The organism is Anoxybacillus sp. ST4 (genome assembly GCF_019448545.1).
Taxonomy (GTDB): Bacteria; Bacillota; Bacilli; order Bacillales; family Anoxybacillaceae; genus Anoxybacillus; species Anoxybacillus pushchinoensis.
This window is the reverse complement of the sequence record NZ_JAHZOE010000016.1, coordinates 12,952-28,982: the sequence shown is the minus strand read 5'-3', so window position 1 is coordinate 28,982 and position 16,031 is coordinate 12,952. Positions and strand designations below refer to the sequence as shown.

19 protein-coding genes and 1 tRNA gene are annotated in these 16,031 nt (G+C 44.6%); 19 read left to right on the top strand and 1 reads right to left on the bottom strand.

Annotation, left to right across the window (positions count from 1 at the left end):
• From K1I44_RS10590 to K1I44_RS10505, 18 genes are all read left to right on the top strand, one after another.
• Positions 1-936, top strand: coding sequence for a nucleoside recognition domain-containing protein (locus K1I44_RS10590; RefSeq protein WP_219986126.1), 936 nt, complete (start codon positions 1-3; stop codon positions 934-936).
• Positions 926-1,573 carry a pyrophosphatase PpaX gene (gene ppaX / locus K1I44_RS10585; protein WP_003397320.1) on the top strand — a complete coding sequence of 216 codons (648 nt, stop codon included), beginning with the start codon at positions 926-928 and terminating at the stop codon, positions 1,571-1,573. The genes K1I44_RS10590 and ppaX overlap by 11 nt, the downstream gene beginning before the upstream one ends.
• Entirely contained in the window at positions 1,570-2,058 is a 489-nt protein-coding gene (locus K1I44_RS10580; protein WP_003397319.1) for an acyltransferase, read from the top strand. The genes ppaX and K1I44_RS10580 overlap by 4 nt, the downstream gene beginning before the upstream one ends.
• Before the next feature lie 156 nt (positions 2,059-2,214).
• Complete coding sequence (locus tag K1I44_RS10575) at positions 2,215-3,399, top strand: ATP phosphoribosyltransferase regulatory subunit (RefSeq protein ID WP_219986125.1); 1,185 nt, start codon at positions 2,215-2,217, stop codon at positions 3,397-3,399.
• Positions 3,393-4,025 carry an ATP phosphoribosyltransferase gene (gene hisG, locus K1I44_RS10570; protein WP_003397317.1) on the top strand — a complete coding sequence of 211 codons (633 nt, stop codon included), beginning with the start codon at positions 3,393-3,395 and terminating at the stop codon, positions 4,023-4,025. Before K1I44_RS10575 ends, hisG begins: the two co-directional genes overlap by 7 nt.
• Complete coding sequence (hisD, locus tag K1I44_RS10565) at positions 4,022-5,299, top strand: histidinol dehydrogenase (RefSeq protein WP_003397316.1); 1,278 nt, start codon at positions 4,022-4,024, stop codon at positions 5,297-5,299. Before hisG ends, hisD begins: the two co-directional genes overlap by 4 nt.
• Positions 5,296-5,883, top strand: a complete 588-nt coding sequence (gene hisB / locus K1I44_RS10560; RefSeq protein WP_035045007.1) for an imidazoleglycerol-phosphate dehydratase HisB — start codon at positions 5,296-5,298, stop codon at positions 5,881-5,883. The genes hisD and hisB overlap by 4 nt, the downstream gene beginning before the upstream one ends.
• Complete coding sequence (gene hisH / locus K1I44_RS10555) at positions 5,884-6,516, top strand: imidazole glycerol phosphate synthase subunit HisH (RefSeq protein ID WP_219986124.1); 633 nt, start codon at positions 5,884-5,886, stop codon at positions 6,514-6,516.
• The gene (gene hisA / locus K1I44_RS10550) at positions 6,516-7,244 is read left to right on the top strand and encodes a 1-(5-phosphoribosyl)-5-[(5-phosphoribosylamino)methylideneamino]imidazole-4-carboxamide isomerase (protein WP_219986123.1); all 729 of its coding nucleotides are present in this window, start codon (positions 6,516-6,518) and stop codon (positions 7,242-7,244) included. Before hisH ends, hisA begins: the two co-directional genes overlap by 1 nt.
• A complete protein-coding gene (gene hisF / locus K1I44_RS10545) occupies positions 7,241-7,999 on the top strand; it encodes an imidazole glycerol phosphate synthase subunit HisF (protein ID WP_003397311.1) in 759 nt (252 codons plus the stop codon). The genes hisA and hisF overlap by 4 nt, the downstream gene beginning before the upstream one ends.
• Positions 7,996-8,619, top strand: a complete 624-nt coding sequence (gene hisIE / locus K1I44_RS10540; protein ID WP_219986122.1) for a bifunctional phosphoribosyl-AMP cyclohydrolase/phosphoribosyl-ATP diphosphatase HisIE — start codon at positions 7,996-7,998, stop codon at positions 8,617-8,619. Before hisF ends, hisIE begins: the two co-directional genes overlap by 4 nt.
• Positions 8,620-8,702: 83 nt before the next feature.
• Positions 8,703-10,145 (top strand): tetratricopeptide repeat protein, encoded by a 1,443-nt coding sequence (locus tag K1I44_RS10535; protein ID WP_219986121.1) that lies wholly within the window; start codon positions 8,703-8,705, stop codon positions 10,143-10,145.
• A gap of 95 nt (positions 10,146-10,240) precedes the next feature.
• Positions 10,241-11,188, top strand: coding sequence for a thioredoxin-disulfide reductase (gene trxB, locus K1I44_RS10530; protein WP_003397307.1), 948 nt, complete (start codon positions 10,241-10,243; stop codon positions 11,186-11,188).
• 236 nt (positions 11,189-11,424) lie between these two features.
• A complete protein-coding gene (locus K1I44_RS10525; protein ID WP_003397305.1) occupies positions 11,425-11,883 on the top strand; it encodes an 8-oxo-dGTP diphosphatase in 459 nt (152 codons plus the stop codon).
• 17 nt (positions 11,884-11,900) lie between these two features.
• Entirely contained in the window at positions 11,901-12,791 is an 891-nt protein-coding gene (gene rapZ / locus K1I44_RS10520; protein ID WP_003397304.1) for an RNase adapter RapZ, read from the top strand.
• Entirely contained in the window at positions 12,788-13,750 is a 963-nt protein-coding gene (locus tag K1I44_RS10515) for a gluconeogenesis factor YvcK family protein (RefSeq protein ID WP_219986120.1), read from the top strand. The genes rapZ and K1I44_RS10515 overlap by 4 nt, the downstream gene beginning before the upstream one ends.
• Before the next feature lie 15 nt (positions 13,751-13,765).
• Entirely contained in the window at positions 13,766-14,728 is a 963-nt protein-coding gene (whiA, locus tag K1I44_RS10510; RefSeq protein ID WP_003397302.1) for a DNA-binding protein WhiA, read from the top strand.
• An 18-nt stretch (positions 14,729-14,746) separates the two neighbouring features.
• A complete protein-coding gene (locus K1I44_RS10505) occupies positions 14,747-15,001 on the top strand; it encodes an HPr family phosphocarrier protein (protein ID WP_003397301.1) in 255 nt (84 codons plus the stop codon).
• Positions 15,002-15,028: 27 nt separating this feature from the next.
• Here the strand turns inward: K1I44_RS10505 and clpP are convergent, their stop codons facing one another.
• Positions 15,029-15,619 (bottom strand): ATP-dependent Clp endopeptidase proteolytic subunit ClpP, encoded by a 591-nt coding sequence (gene clpP / locus K1I44_RS10500; protein WP_003397299.1) that lies wholly within the window; start codon positions 15,617-15,619, stop codon positions 15,029-15,031.
• Between the two features lie 212 nt (positions 15,620-15,831).
• Here clpP and K1I44_RS10495 point away from each other — a divergent pair.
• Positions 15,832-15,903 (top strand) — tRNA-Arg (locus K1I44_RS10495).
• The last annotated feature ends 128 nt before the right edge of the window (positions 15,904-16,031 follow it).

The following is a 16,031-nucleotide window of genomic DNA, read 5'->3' as shown; positions in this document are numbered from 1 at the left end:
TTGCTCCAAAGGGGTTTGTTTGTTGGATTAAAAACGACATGGACGCTCGGAAAAGTCATTTTTCCGATTACGGTCATAGTGACACTTTTACAATATTCCCCCGTTTTGCCATGGGTGACAAGCATGTTGACGCCGATGATGCGTTGGATCGGGTTGCCGGGCGATGCCGCTCTCGTGCTCGTGCTTGGCAATTTTTTAAATTTGTATGCGGGCATTGGTGCGATGTTAACGATGGATTTGACGGTGAAAGAAGTATTTATTTTAGCTGTTATGCTGTCATTTTCACACAATATGCTTGTTGAGTCGGCTGTTGCCGCCCAAGTAGGCGTTCGTGTATGGTGGACGGTTGCTGTGCGCGTCGGTTTAGCGTTTACGTCCGCTTGGCTTATTCACGTGTTATGGGATGGCGGAGAACAAATGGCGAAGTACGGCTTTATGCCGCAATCTTCGACAACGCCGCATACGTGGGGAGAAATCGTTTGGACAGGGATTGAAAAGGCGATATATGGTATTGGTCAGTTAGCGCTCATTATTATTCCGCTTATGATCGCTATTCAAGTGTTAAAAGAATTAAAGTGGCTAGATACGTTTTCTACATGGTTGTCTCCATTTACACGAATGCTTGGCATTCGCGACAATGCGTCGCTTACGATGGCGGCCGGCTTGTTGTTCGGTCTTGCTTACGGCGCGGGAGTCATGATTCAAGCGGTAAAGGAAGACGGTGTGTCGAAAAAAGATTTAACGTTAACATTTTTATTTTTAGTTGCTTGTCATGCGGTTGTAGAAGATACGTTGTTATTTGTGCCGCTTGGCATTCCAGTATGGCCGCTTTTAGTCATTCGGCTAACAACGGCAATTTTGCTTACAGCTACGTTAAGTTTTATTTGGAATCGAATGGAACAACGAAAAAGAAAGGAAGCGACGTATGAATATTAACACGATTTTATTTGACTTAGACGGAACGCTCATTAATACGAACGATTTAATTATTGAATCATTTTTACATACGCTCAACCGTTACTATCCGAATCAATATACGCGTGAAGATGTGCTCGCTTTTATCGGACCGCCGCTCCGCGATACGTTTGAGGCGATTGATCCGGAGCGTGCCGATGAAATGATTGAGACGTATCGAGCGTTTAATCATGCCCATCACGATGCGTTAGTGAAAGAATATGAAACGGTATATGATACGGTACGAACGCTACATGAACACGGATTCAAGCTCGGCATTGTAACGACGAAAATTCGTCATACAGTCAATATGGGCTTAAAGTTAACGAAGCTAGATTCGTTTTTCGAATGCATCGTTACGCTCGATGATGTTGAGCATGCGAAGCCGCATCCTGAACCGATCGAAAAAGCGCTTGCTTGTTTACGGGCAAAGCCAGAGGAAACGTTAATGGTGGGGGATAATCACCACGATATTTTAGCAGGGAAACATGCGGGAACAAAAACAGCAGGAGTGGCTTGGACGATTAAAGGCCGCGAACATTTGGCGACATATGAACCAGATATGATGCTCGAAAAAATGAGCGATTTATTGAGCATTTTAGGGGTGGCATCGCGTTGAGACGGACGACACGCTATGATGTAAAAGGAACGAACTCGTTATGGCAAGTATATCGAACCGTTTCGTTCTGGAAGGTGTTAAAAAACGTCATCGTTATTTTGATCGGACGCTATACGCCGTTTTTTCCTTTGAAAAATTGGCTATATCGCACGTTTTTACGCATGGACATCGGCGAACATACGGCGCTTGCGTTTATGGTCATGCCTGATATTTTGTTTCCGGAAAAAATTCGCATTGGCAACAACACGATCATTGGTTACAATACGACCATTTTAGCGCATGAATATTTAGTAAATGAGTATCGGCTTGGAGATGTGATCATTGGCGATGATGTGATGATCGGGGCGAATACAACCATTTTGCCGGGGGTCACGATCGGTGATGGTGCTGTTGTTGCTGCAGGTACGCTTGTGCACCGCGATGTGCCAGCTGGCGCATTTGTTGGCGGCAATCCGATGCAAATTATTCGTCTTAGCGAACGCTAAGGCGTTTTTTTTATCAATTAAAAAAGGAATCACGTCGAAAAAAATCGAATGAGTTTGTAGTTGACGAAATGAAAAACGGGGAGTAAACTACAAATAACAATCTTTAATTTGCTAATATATTAGCGAACTAAAGTAAAAAGAAGGACGGGACAAACGATGAGAGTATTTATGTTTGAGAAGCCGCTTGGCATGCGTGATACATTACCGGACGTATATCAAATTAAACGTGGGTTGCGTGAAGCGATGATGGAAGAAATCGAAACGTGGGGATATTCGTTTATTGAAACCCCTACGTTAGAATACGATGAAACGGTCGGTTCTGCCTCCGCCATTTTAGATCAGCAACTATTTAAATTGCTTGATCGTGAAGGGCATACGCTCGTTTTACGTCCCGATATGACGGCCCCGATCGCTCGTTTAGCAGCCTCGAAGCTATATGAGGAAGGTTGTCCGCTTCGTTTAGCGTATGCGGCAAATGTTTTTCGCGCTCAGCATCGAGAAGGAGGACGCCCCGCAGAGTTTGAGCAAGTAGGTGTCGAATATATCGGCGACGGCACGACGTATGCTGATGCGGAAGTGATCAGCTTAATGATTTTTGCTTTACAGCGCGCAGGATTACGCCATTTTACAGTAACGATCGGCCACATTGGTTACGTCGATGCATTGTTTTTCGATATTTTACGCCATGAACAACGGGTGGAAACGTTGCGCCGTTTTTTGTACGAAAAAAACTATGTCGGTTATCGTGAACACGTGAAATCGTTGCCGCTTTCTTCGATCGACCGCGACCGTCTTTTACGTCTTTTAACATTGCGCGGCGGTGAGGAAGCCGTGGCAGAAGCAAAAGCATTCGCGATGACAGAAGAAGAACATCGCGCCCTCGATGAACTAAAGCAGTTATGCGAGCATGTGAAACAATATGGCGTTGCCGATATGGTGAAACTCGATATGAGCTTAGTGAGCCATATGAGCTATTACACGGGTGTGCTTTTTGAAGTGTATGCAGAAAACGTCGGGTTTTTACTCGGCAACGGCGGTCGATACGATGAATTGCTCGCTAAATTTCATCGTCCGTCCCCTGCGACAGGGTTTAGCGTCCGATTAGATCGGCTAATGGAGGCGCTCGGTGAAAAACAACAACAAGGAAAAACGACGTGTATTATGTTTAGCCAAGAACGTTTTGCAGAGGCGTATGCAAAAGCGAAAGAAATGAGACAAAGAGGAGAAAAAGTTGTTTTGCAACAAGTGGCAGGTGTTCGGGATATGGATCAATTTACTGCCGCATTTGACGATGTTGTGTACGTACTAGGGAAACACGGAAAGGATGAACGATCATGTTGACCGTTGCGATGCCTAAAGGGCGCATTTTTTCAGAGGCGCTTTTCTTATTAAAACAAGCGGGTTATGACATCCCTGATGACTTAGAGCATTCACGCAAGCTCATGATTGATGTGCCAAATGAACAGCTTCGCTTCATTTTAGCGAAGCCGATGGACGTCGTCACATATGTTGAACATGGCGTTGCTGATGTTGGCATTGCGGGCAAAGATGTGCTTCTTGAAGAAGAACGTGATGTGTATGAAATATTAGATTTGCGCATTAGCCCTTGTTATTTGGCGGTGGCAGGATTGCCGAATACGCGCGTCCACCCGGTCGCTCCAAGAGTCGCAACAAAATATCCTCACATCGCCTCCACATATTTTCGCGAGCAAGGCGAACAAGTAGAGATTATTAAATTAAATGGATCTGTTGAGCTAGCCCCGCTCATCGGCTTAGCTGAGCGCATCGTTGATATTGTTTCGACAGGGCGAACGCTAAAAGAAAATGGACTTGTGGAATTAGAACGCATTGTTCATGTCACATCGCGCTTTATTGTTAATCCAGTGAGTTATCGCATGCAAGATCGTGCAATTGAACAAATGGTCGATCGGTTAACCGATGCGATTGAGAGAGGGGAGAAACAATGAGAATTGAACGTGTAACAGGGACGGTTTCGCTTCGACGGACGATTGAAAGCGGTACAGAAGAGCAAAGACAAGCGGTGAAGCGCGTGATTGAGGATGTGCGCAATAACGGAGACGCGGCGTTAAAAAAATATACGGAAATGTTTGATGGCATATGTCTCGATACGCTTGCTGTTACGCAAGAAGAAATTGAAGAAGCATATTGGCTAGTCGACGAACACATCGTGCATATTATTCGCGAAGCGGCACAAAACATTCGCGAATATCACGAGCGGCAACGCGCAACGTCATGGTTTATGACACGTGAAGACGGAACGATTCTCGGACAAAAAGTGACACCGCTTGATGCGGTCGGTTTATATGTTCCCGGCGGCACAGCAGCTTATCCGTCATCGGTGTTGATGAATGTCATCCCGGCGCAAGTAGCTGGAGTGAAACGTATTGTCATCGTTTCTCCGCCGAACGAGCGCGGAACGTTGCCAGCTGCCGTGCTCGTAGCAGCGTGTGAACTCGGCGTGCAAGAAATATATAAAGTTGGTGGGGCGCAAGCGATCGCCGCTTTAGCATACGGTACAGAAACGATTGAGCCAGTCGATAAAATATTTGGTCCTGGCAACATTTACGTTGCGCTTGCCAAAAGGGAAGTGTTCGGTCAAGTCGACATTGATATGATTGCAGGACCAAGCGAAATTGTTGTGCTCGCCGATGAAACAGCGAAGCCAAACGAAATTGCCGCTGATTTATTATCGCAGGCGGAACATGATGAGCGAGCGGTCAGCATATTTGTTACACCGTCTTTATCGCTTGCTTTAAAAGTAGAGGAAGAAGTCGAAAAACAACTTGCTACTCTTCCTAGAAAAACGATCGCACAAAAAGCGATTGATGAATATGGCGTCATTTATGTAACGGATACGATGAAACAAGCCATTGATGTCGTGAACGAATTAGCGCCAGAACATTTAGAAATTATGACAGCGGAACCGTTTGAAATGTTAAGCGCCATCCGACATGCCGGTGCGATTTTTCTAGGACCGTACAGTTCCGAACCGGTTGGAGATTATTTTGCAGGCACAAATCACGTGTTGCCGACAAATGGAACTGCCCGTTTTTCATCTGGGTTAACAGTTGAGGCGTTTATGAAAAAATCAAGCGTCGTCTTTTATAGCGAACAGGCATGGCGACAACATGCGGAAAAAATTGCTACATTTGCGCGACTGGAAGGGCTAGAGGCGCACGCAAGAGCAGTAGAGGAACGGTTAAAAAGGGGTGAAAAATGATGCGGACAGCAACGGTGAAACGAGTGACAAATGAAACGCAAATTGAGCTTACGTTTGCGGTTGATGGGGAAGGAAAAGCAGAGTTGGAAACAGGGGTGCCGTTTTTAACTCATATGCTTGACTTATTTACAAAGCATGGACATTTTAATTTGTCTGTTCGTGCGAAAGGAGATACCCACATTGACGATCATCATACGACAGAAGATATCGGCATTTGTTTAGGGCAAGCGATTCGAGAAGCGCTCGGTGATAAAAAAGGGATAAAGCGATATGGAAACGCCTTCGTCCCGATGGATGATGCGTTAGCGCAAGTCGTCATTGATGTGAGCAATCGCCCGCATCTTGAGTTTCGTGGTGAATTTCCAAGTCAAAAAGTCGGGTCGTTTGACGTAGAGTTAGTGCATGAATTTTTATGGAAACTTGCGTTAGAAGCACGAATGAATGTGCATGTCATCGTTCATTACGGACGGAATACGCATCATATGATTGAAGCGGTATTTAAAGCGCTCGCTCGTGCGCTCGATGAGGCAACGATGATCGATCCGCGTGTGAAATCGGTACCGTCAACGAAAGGAATGTTATAAATGATCGGCATCATTGATTACGGCATGGGAAATTTGTATAGCGTCAGTAAAGCGTTAGAACGGCTCAATGTACCGTATATCGTTGAACATGAGCAACAAGCGTTGCGTCAAGCTGATGGTTTCATTTTACCGGGGGTCGGTTCGTTTAAAGATGCGATGCACATTTTAACCGAAACGAAGCTACATTCGTTTATCCGTGAACAAGTGGCAGAAGGAAAACCGCTTCTCGGCATTTGTTTAGGGATGCAACTATTGTTTGAAGAAAGCGAAGAAAACGGTTCGACGTCCGGATTACAATTACTTCCAGGTCGCGTCGTTCGTTTTAGCGGTGTGACGAAAGAGGGAGAACGATATAAAGTACCACATATGGGATGGAATGAGCTCGTTTTTCATCAACCATCTCCGCTTTTTGATGATGTTGGGCGAGGGCACGTATATTTTGTTCATTCCTATTACGTGCAAACGAGCGATCCAACAGTTGTACTAGCTAGCGCACAATATGATGTAACTGTTCCTGCGATTGTTGGACGGGGCAACATATTCGGCATGCAATTTCATCCGGAAAAAAGCGGCGAACTCGGCATGCGTCTATTGCAAAACTATGCGAGAATCGTAGAAAGGAAGAAAAGCTAATGTTTACTATTTATCCGGCTATCGATATGCGCGGTGGGAAGTGCGTTCGCCTTATACAAGGAGATTACAATCGAGAAACGGTATACGGTCATTCCCCAGTTGAAATGGCTCGTTCGTTCGTTTCACAAGGTGCGACATGGATTCATATGGTCGATTTAGATGGGGCGAAGGAAGGTAGACGAGTGAATGATACATTCGTCGTTGAAGTAGCAAAGACGCTTGGGGTGAGCGTTCAAGTTGGTGGAGGCATTCGCACGGAAGAAGATGTGGCGTATTACTTAGAAAAAGGAGTGGCGCGCGTCATTTTAGGGAGTGCCGCCATCTCGAATCCTTCGTTTGTGAAAGCGATGCTTCGTACGTACGGTGAACAAATTGTCATCGGGATTGATGCGAAAAATGGATTTGTGGCAACGGAAGGATGGACGCATACGTCAACAATCGAAGCGGTTGAACTTGGAAAACAACTTGCAGAAGCAGGGGCGGAGATGTTTATTTTTACTGATATTGCTACGGACGGAATGTTGTCGGGGCCGAATGTTGAGGCGGTCGTCCGGCTTGCTCAAGCGACGAACAAGCGGGTCATCGCTTCTGGTGGCATACGGTCACTCGATGATTTGCGCGCTTTAAAACGATGGGAACGAGAAGGGGTCGCGGGTGCAATTGTTGGCAAGGCGCTATATACAGAGCAGTTTACAGTTGCTGAGGCGTTAAAGGCGGTGGAGGAATGATTACGAAGCGCATTATTCCTTGTTTAGATGTAAAAGACGGCCGTGTAGTTAAAGGGGTGCAATTCGTTTCGTTGCGCGATGCAGGTGATCCGGTAGAGCTTGCGCGCGCATACGATGAACAAGGAGCGGACGAGCTTGTATTTTTAGACATTTCCGCCTCTCACGAAGGACGAAAAACGATGGTCGATGTCGTCAAGCGTGTAGCAGCACAGCTTGCCATCCCTTTTACAGTAGGGGGCGGCATTCAAACGGTGGAGGATATGAAAGCGATTTTACGTTCGGGAGCAGACAAAGTATCGATTAACACATCTGCCGTCCTCCGTCCAGACCTCATTAACGAAGGGGCACAATTTTTTGGTACGCAATGTATCGTTGTGGCGATCGATGCTAAATACGACCCGGAGCTTCGTTCTTGGCGCGTGTATACGCACGGTGGACGGCGTCCAACAGAATGGGAAGTTGTCGCATGGGCGAAAGAAGTTGTGAGGCGCGGCGCGGGGGAAATTTTGTTGACAAGTATGGATCGCGATGGAGGAAAAGACGGGTTTGACATAGAGCTTACTAAGCGAGTAAGCGAGGCGGTATCGGTCCCTGTCATTGCATCTGGAGGGGCAGGGTGCGCCCAACATTTTGTCGACGTGTTTCAAATTGCCCGAGCAGACGCTGCGTTAGCTGCTTCGATTTTTCATTATCAAGAAACGTCCGTGCAACAAGTGAAACAGTACGTACGTGAACAGGGGGTAAATGTGCGATGAACATCGAACACATTCGTTTTAATGGGCAAGGGCTTGTACCGGCGATCGTACAAGATGCACATAGTAAAGAAGTATTAACGTTAGCGTATATGAACGAGCAATCGTTGCAAAAAACGTTGGAAACGAAGGAAACATGGTTTTATAGCCGCTCTCGCCAGCAGCTTTGGCATAAAGGTGAAACGTCTGGAAATGTACAAACAGTTGTTGATATTCGCTACGACTGTGACGCCGATGCCCTTCTTGTTCTCGTTGAACCGCACGGGCCAGCGTGCCATACGGGAGAATACTCTTGTTTTCACCGCCGCTTAAGCGATGAAAAGCCTGCGACTAAACGTGATCGTTTTGCGATTTTAAATGTGCTAGAGTCGGTTATTGCGGAACGGGAAGCGAAACGTCCTGAAGGATCGTATACGACATATTTATTTGACAAAGGAATCGACAAAATCGCTAAAAAGGTTGGGGAAGAAGCGGCTGAAGTCATTATCGCAGCTAAAAACCGTTCAAAAGAAGAACTGCGATGGGAAGCGGCAGATTTATTGTATCATTTGCTCGTTTTGTTGCGCGAGCAGCGCGTGTCGCTCGATGATGTTCTTTCCGTATTAGCCGAGCGCCATCGTTAATGCTTTTTTTTCCATCCATGTTGTTCTGAAGCGAAAATGTGGTATACTGTCTTTCGGTGAATGAAATCAACATGGAGGGTTCGATGGAAAAACATTTGCAAAAACGTGTCGGGAAAGTGATTCCGTTTATTCAAGACGGTACGTACTTTTTTAATAAAGGTTTAACATATTATCGCCGACGTGATTTGCATAAAGCGAAAGCGTATTTGCAACGTGCGGTGCAACTTGAACCAGAGCAGAGCGCGTTCGCGTGTCAATTGGCGATTGTATTGTCAGAATTGGGGGAATATGCGCAATCGAACGAATGGTTATTGCGCGTCGTTGAGCGTGACGATCAGTTAACGGAGTGTTTTTATTTTTTAGCCAACAACTATGCTCATTTAGGATTGTTCGGCGAGGCGATGAAATATGCTGAGCGATATATGGAATGTGAGCCTGATGGGGAATTTGCGGAGTATACGCTTGATTTATTAGATATTTTAACGATTGAGCAAGAAGATGAAGAATGGCTCAATTATGATGATATGTTAATGAAACAAGAACAGGCGCGCACATTGCTTGAAAAAGGGGAGTTTCAAGAAGCGATCGCCTTATTTGAAGAAATGATTGAGCAACATCCAGAAAATTGGGCTGCGTACAACAATTTAGCGCTTGCCTATTTTTATCAAGGGAATATCGGAAAAGCGAGACAAACGATTGAATATATTTTAAAACAAAATCCAGGCAATTTGCATGCGCTTTGTAACGATGCGGTGTTTTCTTATTATTTACAAGAGCATGGACGGCTTTTCTCACTCACTCAGTTGCTGCAAAATGTGCATCCTATTTCATTTGAGCATCGATATAAGCTCGGTGTTACGTTCGCGATTGTTGGGCGCTATGACTTAGCTTTTCAATGGTTGCGTCAGCTACAACGCCGCGGCTTTGAAGGCGATGCCCCATTTTATTATTGGTATGCGTATGCAGCGTATCATATGGGGTATCGTTCGTTAGCGGAGACGATGTGGCAAAAATTAATTGCGCTTCATCCAGATAAAAAAGGAAGCGAGCCTTGGCGGTATCGTGAACAGACGATTGAGCATATTCAATCGCTATTTGAAAAGCAAGATATAGGTTCTTCATTTTATGCGTTATATTTAATCAGCAAATCGTTTGCAGCAGACGATTGTCCGTTTCCGAAGCAATCGTGGTCTCATCCATTTTTACAGCAGTGGAGCGATTATGTATATGGAAATCAACGCCAAAAGCCTATGGTAGATGCGCACCGCATCGTCACGTTACTTGTTCAACATAACGGTTTTGAATACGAGGCTTTATATATTGCTTGGTTTTCTTTTTTTGTTGAGGCGATGAGGGAAATCGATTCATTTTCGAATCACGAGGCATGGGCAGCGGCATTTGAATATATGTTTCGTAAACATCGTGGTGAGCGTGTGACGCAGCGCATGCTTGGAGAACGTTACGGGGTGTCAGTAACAACGGTTGGAAAGTATGCGAAAATCATTAAACAACAGTGGTACACATGAGCAAGTTAATAGACGCCCTTTCTTCAGTTGTATTACGATAGACATATGGAAAAGATAAAATGAAGATTTGTTCATGCAGAAAGGGTGGAGAAGACGTGTCACAAGAAAAAGTGTATGACGTAATTATTATCGGTGCTGGGCCCGCAGGAATGACGGCGGCGGTATATACATCGCGTGCGAACTTGTCAACGCTCATGTTAGAGCGTGGCGTTCCCGGTGGTCAAATGGCCAATACAGAAGAGGTGGAAAATTATCCGGGATATGATCATATTCTTGGACCGGAATTGGCGTCAAAAATGTTCGAGCATGCGAAAAAGTTTGGTGCTGAATACGCATACGGTGATGTAAAAGAAGTGATTGACGGCGAACAATATAAAACGGTTGTGACGAGCAACCAACAATATAAAGCTCGTGCGATCATCATTGCGACGGGGGCAGAGTACAAAAAACTTGGCGTGCCTGGCGAAAAAGAATTAGGGGGACGTGGCGTTTCATACTGTGCCGTATGTGACGGAGCCTTTTTTAAAGGAAAAGAGCTTGTCGTCGTTGGCGGTGGAGATTCGGCTGTTGAAGAAGGTGTATATTTGACGCGCTTTGCAAGTAAAGTGACGATCGTCCACCGTCGCGATCAGCTGCGCGCACAAAAAATTTTACAGCAGCGCGCATTTGCGAATGAAAAAATTGATTTCATTTGGAATCATACGGTGAAACAAATTCACGAAAAAGACGGTCGTGTGGGCAGCGTAACGCTCGTTCATACGCAAACAGGAGAAGAGCGCGAGTTTCCGTGTGACGGCGTGTTTATTTACATCGGTATGGTGCCTTTAACAAAACCGTTTGCTTCGTTAGGCATTACAAACGAGAACGGCTATATTGAAACGAATGAACGGATGGAAACGAAAGTGCCTGGCATTTTCGCGGCAGGGGATGTTCGTGAAAAGTCGCTCCGTCAAATTGTTACAGCAACAGGCGACGGAAGCATTGCAGCGCAAAGTGCGCAACATTACGTGGAAGAATTAAAGGAAAAGCTTAACATTCAGTAATGAAAACGTAATGTTGCTTTAATTGAACTGTAACACGCTTGAAACAATAAAAGAGTATGATAAAAGTAAGTAATTGACCCCCTTTTTATATATACTCGTTGGCACGGGCTCTCGTCCCGTGCTTTCTTTTTGTGATGGACGTGAAAACGTTTCAAAATTTATACTTTGTGACCGTTTGTAAGAAATAGTATAATGAAAAAAACATCTTTATTATTGTTATTTGAGGTGAACGGACGTTGCAACGAGTAACGAACTGTGTATTAGTGAAAGATGGACGCATTCTCTTGTTAAAAAAGCCGCGGCGTGGTTGGTGGGTCGCGCCAGGGGGGAAAATGGAGCAAGGAGAATCTATACGAGAAGCGTGTATTCGTGAATATCGCGAGGAAACAGGTTTATACATTAAAAATCCACAATTAAAAGGGGTATTCACGTTTGTAATGAAACGAGGGGAAGAAGTCGTTTCGGAATGGATGATGTTTACGTTTTTTGCGGAACATTTTGAAGGGGAAAACGTATTACAATGTGAGGAAGGAGAACTCGCTTGGCATCCAATTGAACATATATCGACGTTGCCGATGGCGCCAGGCGATTACCATATTATTGACTATGTCGTGAAAGGCACGGGCATTATGTACGGCACATTCACGTATACAGAGGAATTTGAGTTGTTGTCTTACCGGCTTGATCCGAGTTAAAGAAAGGGGAGAGGGCGATGAGCACAGGCTCAGCACACGTTCAAATGGTGATTATTACAGGAATGTCAGGGGCGGGGAAGACGGTTGCGATCCAAAGCTTTGAGGACTTAGGCTATTTTTGTGTCGATAACTTACCGCCGACATTGTTGCCAAAGTTTCTCGAATTAATTCGAGAATCGGGCAATAAAATGAATAAAATTGCACTTGTTATGGATTTGCGCAGCCGCGACTTTTTCGACCGTCTTTTTGCCGCGCTTGATGATTTAGCAGAAACGTCATGGGTGACACCGCAAATTTTGTTTTTAGATGCAAGCGATGCTACGCTCGTGAGCCGCTATAAAGAAACGCGCCGTTCTCATCCGCTTGCACCGAGCGGATTGCCGCTTGAAGGCATTCGGCTAGAGCGCCAATTGCTTGAAGAATTAAAAGGGCGTGCTCAAATGATTATTGATACGTCTAGCCTAAAGCCGCGCGAGCTGCGCGAAAAAATTGTGCAAACATTTGCGACACCGGCGACGACAACATTTTCTGTCAATGTCGTCTCGTTCGGATTTAAATACGGTTTACCGATTGATGCAGATCTCGTTTTTGATGTCCGCTTCTTACCAAATCCGCATTACATTGAACATATGCGTCCGAAAACAGGATTAGATGAAGAAGTATCGTCTTACGTATTAAAGTGGACGGAAACGCAAAAATTTATTGAAAAAGTAACAGATTTGCTTTCGTTTATGCTCCCGCACTATAAACGGGAAGGAAAAAGTCAAGTTGTCATTGCGGTCGGATGCACGGGCGGGCAACACCGTTCGGTTACGTTAGCTGAGTATATTGCACGCCACTTTGCGCATGAATATACGACGCACGTGTCTCATCGAGATATTGCAAAAAGAAAGGATACGCACCGATGAAAAAAATAGTTGTCATTGGTGGGGGAACGGGGCTTCCTGTTTTGCTCCGCGGGCTGAAACAATATGATGTTGATTTAACCGCCATCGTAACTGTCGCAGATGATGGTGGGAGCTCAGGAAGATTGCGTGACGAACTTGATATGCCCCCGCCTGGAGATATTCGAAACGTGCTTGCTGCTCTTTCTGACGTCGAGCCGCTCATTATTGAATTGTTTCAACATCGGTTCGAAAACGGAAATGGGTTGTCCGGTCATTCGCTTGGGAATTTAATTTTAGCAGCGATGACGTCAATTACTGGCGATTTTGTGCATGCGGTTCGCGAAATGGGAAAAGTGTTGAACGTGCGTGGAAAAGTGTTGCCGGCAGCCAATGAAAGCGTTGTGTTGCATGCGGAAATGGAAGATGGGACAATTGTATCAGGTGAGTCAAAAATTCCGTATTCCGGAAAAAAAATTAAGCGCGTCTTTTTAACTCCAGAACATATTGAACCGCTCAATGAGACGATTACAGAATTACAAACAGCCGATTTAATTGTCATCGGACCTGGGAGCTTGTATACAAGCATTTTACCGAACTTACTCGTTCCTAAAATTGGCGAAGAGGTATGCCGATCAAAAGCGAAAAAAGTATATATATGCAACGTCATGACTCAAGCAGGAGAAACGTTAAACTATACGGCGAGCGATCATGTGAAAGCGCTGTATGATCATATGGCATGTGCCTTTTTAGATGCTGTCATTGTAAACGACGCGCCGATTTTACCTGAAACGAAAGAGCGCTATGCGAAAGAACTTGCGGATCCGGTCGTTTGTGATACAGCTGAATTAGAGGCGCTCGGTTTGCAAGTTATTTGTGATGCGATCATTGATGAGCGAGATGGAACGGTGCGTCACGATACGAAAAAAGTAGCGGCGTTGCTCGTTTCGCTTCTTGCACCTCCTTCGCACGACATACATTGATAGGAGGTGAAGTGGTTGTCGTTTGCATCGGAAACGAAAAAAGAGTTGACGAATATAGAAGTGAAAACGTGTTGTTTAAAAGCAGAATTATCCGCTTTAATTCGAATGAATGGCTCTATTTCATTTTCCAATCGGCGTTTACTGTTAAATATTCAAACGGAAAACGCAGCAATTGCTCGGCGAATTTATACGTTATTGAAAAAAGGATATGACGTAGCTGTCGAATTACTTGTACGTAAAAAAATGCGCTTAAAGAAAAACAATGTATATATTGTACGCGTCGTTGAAGGGACGAATGAACTACTATCTGATTTAAAAATTATGGAAGAAGGGTTTTCGTTCGTTCATTCCATTTCACAAGAGCTTGTGCAAAAAAAATGTTGCAAGCGCTCGTACTTGCGCGGCGCCTTTTTAGCTGGAGGGTCTGTCAATAACCCAGAAACGTCGTCGTATCATTTAGAAATTTTTTCGCTGTATCGCGAACATAACGAATCGCTTTGTGAACTGATGAACACGACGTTCCATTTACATGCACGCACGTTAGAAAGAAAAAAAGGGTTTATTACGTATTTAAAAGAAGCGGAAAAAATTGCGGAGTTTTTAAGCATTATCGGGGCACATCAAGCGTTGTTGCGCTTTGAAGATGTGCGCATCGTGCGCGATATGCGCAATTCGGTCAATCGGCTCGTTAATTGCGAAACAGCTAATTTAAATAAAACCATTGGAGCAGCGTTGCGCCAAGTCGAAAACATTCGGTATATCGACGAGACGATTGGGCTCGATCAACTGCCAGAAAAACTTCGTGAAATTGCGAAATTGCGCATTGAGTATCAAGATGTAACATTGAAAGAACTCGGTGAAATGGTTTCCGGAGGGAAAATTAGCAAGTCAGGAATTAACCATCGCCTGCGAAAACTAGACGAAATTGCTGAACGACTCCGTGCGGGCCAGCCGATTGATTTTCATAAATCTTTGTAACTATGGGAGGAATGTGTGATGGTGGAAAAACAAGTAGAAGTGCGGTTAAAAACAGGATTGCAAGCGCGTCCAGCAGCGTTGTTTGTTCAAGAAGCGAACCGTTTTTCAGCCGATGTTTATATTGAGAAGGACGGCAAAAAAGTGAATGCGAAAAGCATTATGGGATTAATGAGCTTAGCGATCCATACAGGGGCAGTAATCACGATTTATGCTGACGGTCCAGATGAGCAGGAAGCGCTAAACAAGCTCGTGAAATACGTTGAACAAGAATAAAAACAAGGCGGTCGCACCGCCTTGTTTTTATTTTTCATCTACGCGTGTTAATACGCGGTCGATTAAACCGTATTCTTTCGCCTTTTCTGCCGTCATAAAGTTGTCGCGATCCGTATCACGCTCAATGACTTCGATCGGTTGTCCTGTGTTTTCGGACAAGATGCGATTTAACTTGTCACGCAAGAATAAAATACGCTTTGCAGCAATTTCAATTTCTGTCGCTTGACCTTGTACGCCACCAAGCGGCTGATGAATCATAATTTCGCTATTTGGTAACGCAAACCGTTTTCCTTTGGCGCCCGCTGCGAGTAAAAATGCGCCCATAGAAGCAGCCATCCCGATACAAATCGTTGATACGTCTGGTTTAATAAATTGCATCGTGTCGTAAATTGCCATGCCGGCTGTAATGGATCCACCCGGACTGTTAATGTAAAGAGAAATATCTTTTTCAGGATCTTCTGCTGCTAAAAATAAAAGTTGAGAAACGATTGAGTTTGCGACGTGGTCATCAATCGCGCTTCCTAAAATGATGATGCGGTCTTTTAATAAGCGAGAGTAAATGTCATATGCGCGTTCCCCGCGACTCGTTTGTTCAATGACTGTAGGAATTAAGTTCATACTTTTCCTCCTCCGATAAATCGTTTTTTATGTACTTTTATCATACAAAAAAGGTCAATAAAGGTCAAATAAAACACCTTCTGCTTATATGTATTCGCTTTTTTTCTTCTACATCCCTTCTTTCATCGTTTCCTCTTCCTAAAATTTTAAACGTCATTTCTCTTGCAATTTTTTTATGTGTTCACTATAATGGTAAGTGCATTTATCATTGTGCCCTCGTAGTGTAGTGGATAGCACGAGAGATTCCGGTTCTCTTAGCGTGGGTTCGAATCCTGCCGAGGGCGTTTTTTTTATCTCGATGGTTCAGATTAAAAATCACCAAACCCTTGATACGACTGCGTTTGCGGTCGTTTTTTATTTTTCGAAAATCCGATTGAAAACGATAGAATTCGAAAAAATTTTGCACGAATTT

Coding starts and splice junctions, on each gene's coding strand:
- ppaX (WP_003397320.1), top strand. CDS start 926: ATGAATATTAACACGATTTTATTTGACTTAGACGGAACGCTCATTAAT.
- K1I44_RS10505 (WP_003397301.1), top strand. CDS start 14,747: ATGGTGGAAAAACAAGTAGAAGTGCGGTTAAAAACAGGATTGCAAGCG.
- rapZ (WP_003397304.1), top strand. CDS start 11,901: ATGAGCACAGGCTCAGCACACGTTCAAATGGTGATTATTACAGGAATG.
- K1I44_RS10515 (WP_219986120.1), top strand. CDS start 12,788: ATGAAAAAAATAGTTGTCATTGGTGGGGGAACGGGGCTTCCTGTTTTG.
- hisD (WP_003397316.1), top strand. CDS start 4,022: ATGAGAATTGAACGTGTAACAGGGACGGTTTCGCTTCGACGGACGATT.
- hisB (WP_035045007.1), top strand. CDS start 5,296: ATGATGCGGACAGCAACGGTGAAACGAGTGACAAATGAAACGCAAATT.
- hisA (WP_219986123.1), top strand. CDS start 6,516: ATGTTTACTATTTATCCGGCTATCGATATGCGCGGTGGGAAGTGCGTT.
- K1I44_RS10535 (WP_219986121.1), top strand. CDS start 8,703: ATGGAAAAACATTTGCAAAAACGTGTCGGGAAAGTGATTCCGTTTATT.
- clpP (WP_003397299.1), bottom strand. CDS start 15,619: ATGAACTTAATTCCTACAGTCATTGAACAAACGAGTCGCGGGGAACGC.
- hisH (WP_219986124.1), top strand. CDS start 5,884: ATGATCGGCATCATTGATTACGGCATGGGAAATTTGTATAGCGTCAGT.
- hisG (WP_003397317.1), top strand. CDS start 3,393: ATGTTGACCGTTGCGATGCCTAAAGGGCGCATTTTTTCAGAGGCGCTT.
- hisF (WP_003397311.1), top strand. CDS start 7,241: ATGATTACGAAGCGCATTATTCCTTGTTTAGATGTAAAAGACGGCCGT.
- K1I44_RS10575 (WP_219986125.1), top strand. CDS start 2,215: ATGAGAGTATTTATGTTTGAGAAGCCGCTTGGCATGCGTGATACATTA.
- hisIE (WP_219986122.1), top strand. CDS start 7,996: ATGAACATCGAACACATTCGTTTTAATGGGCAAGGGCTTGTACCGGCG.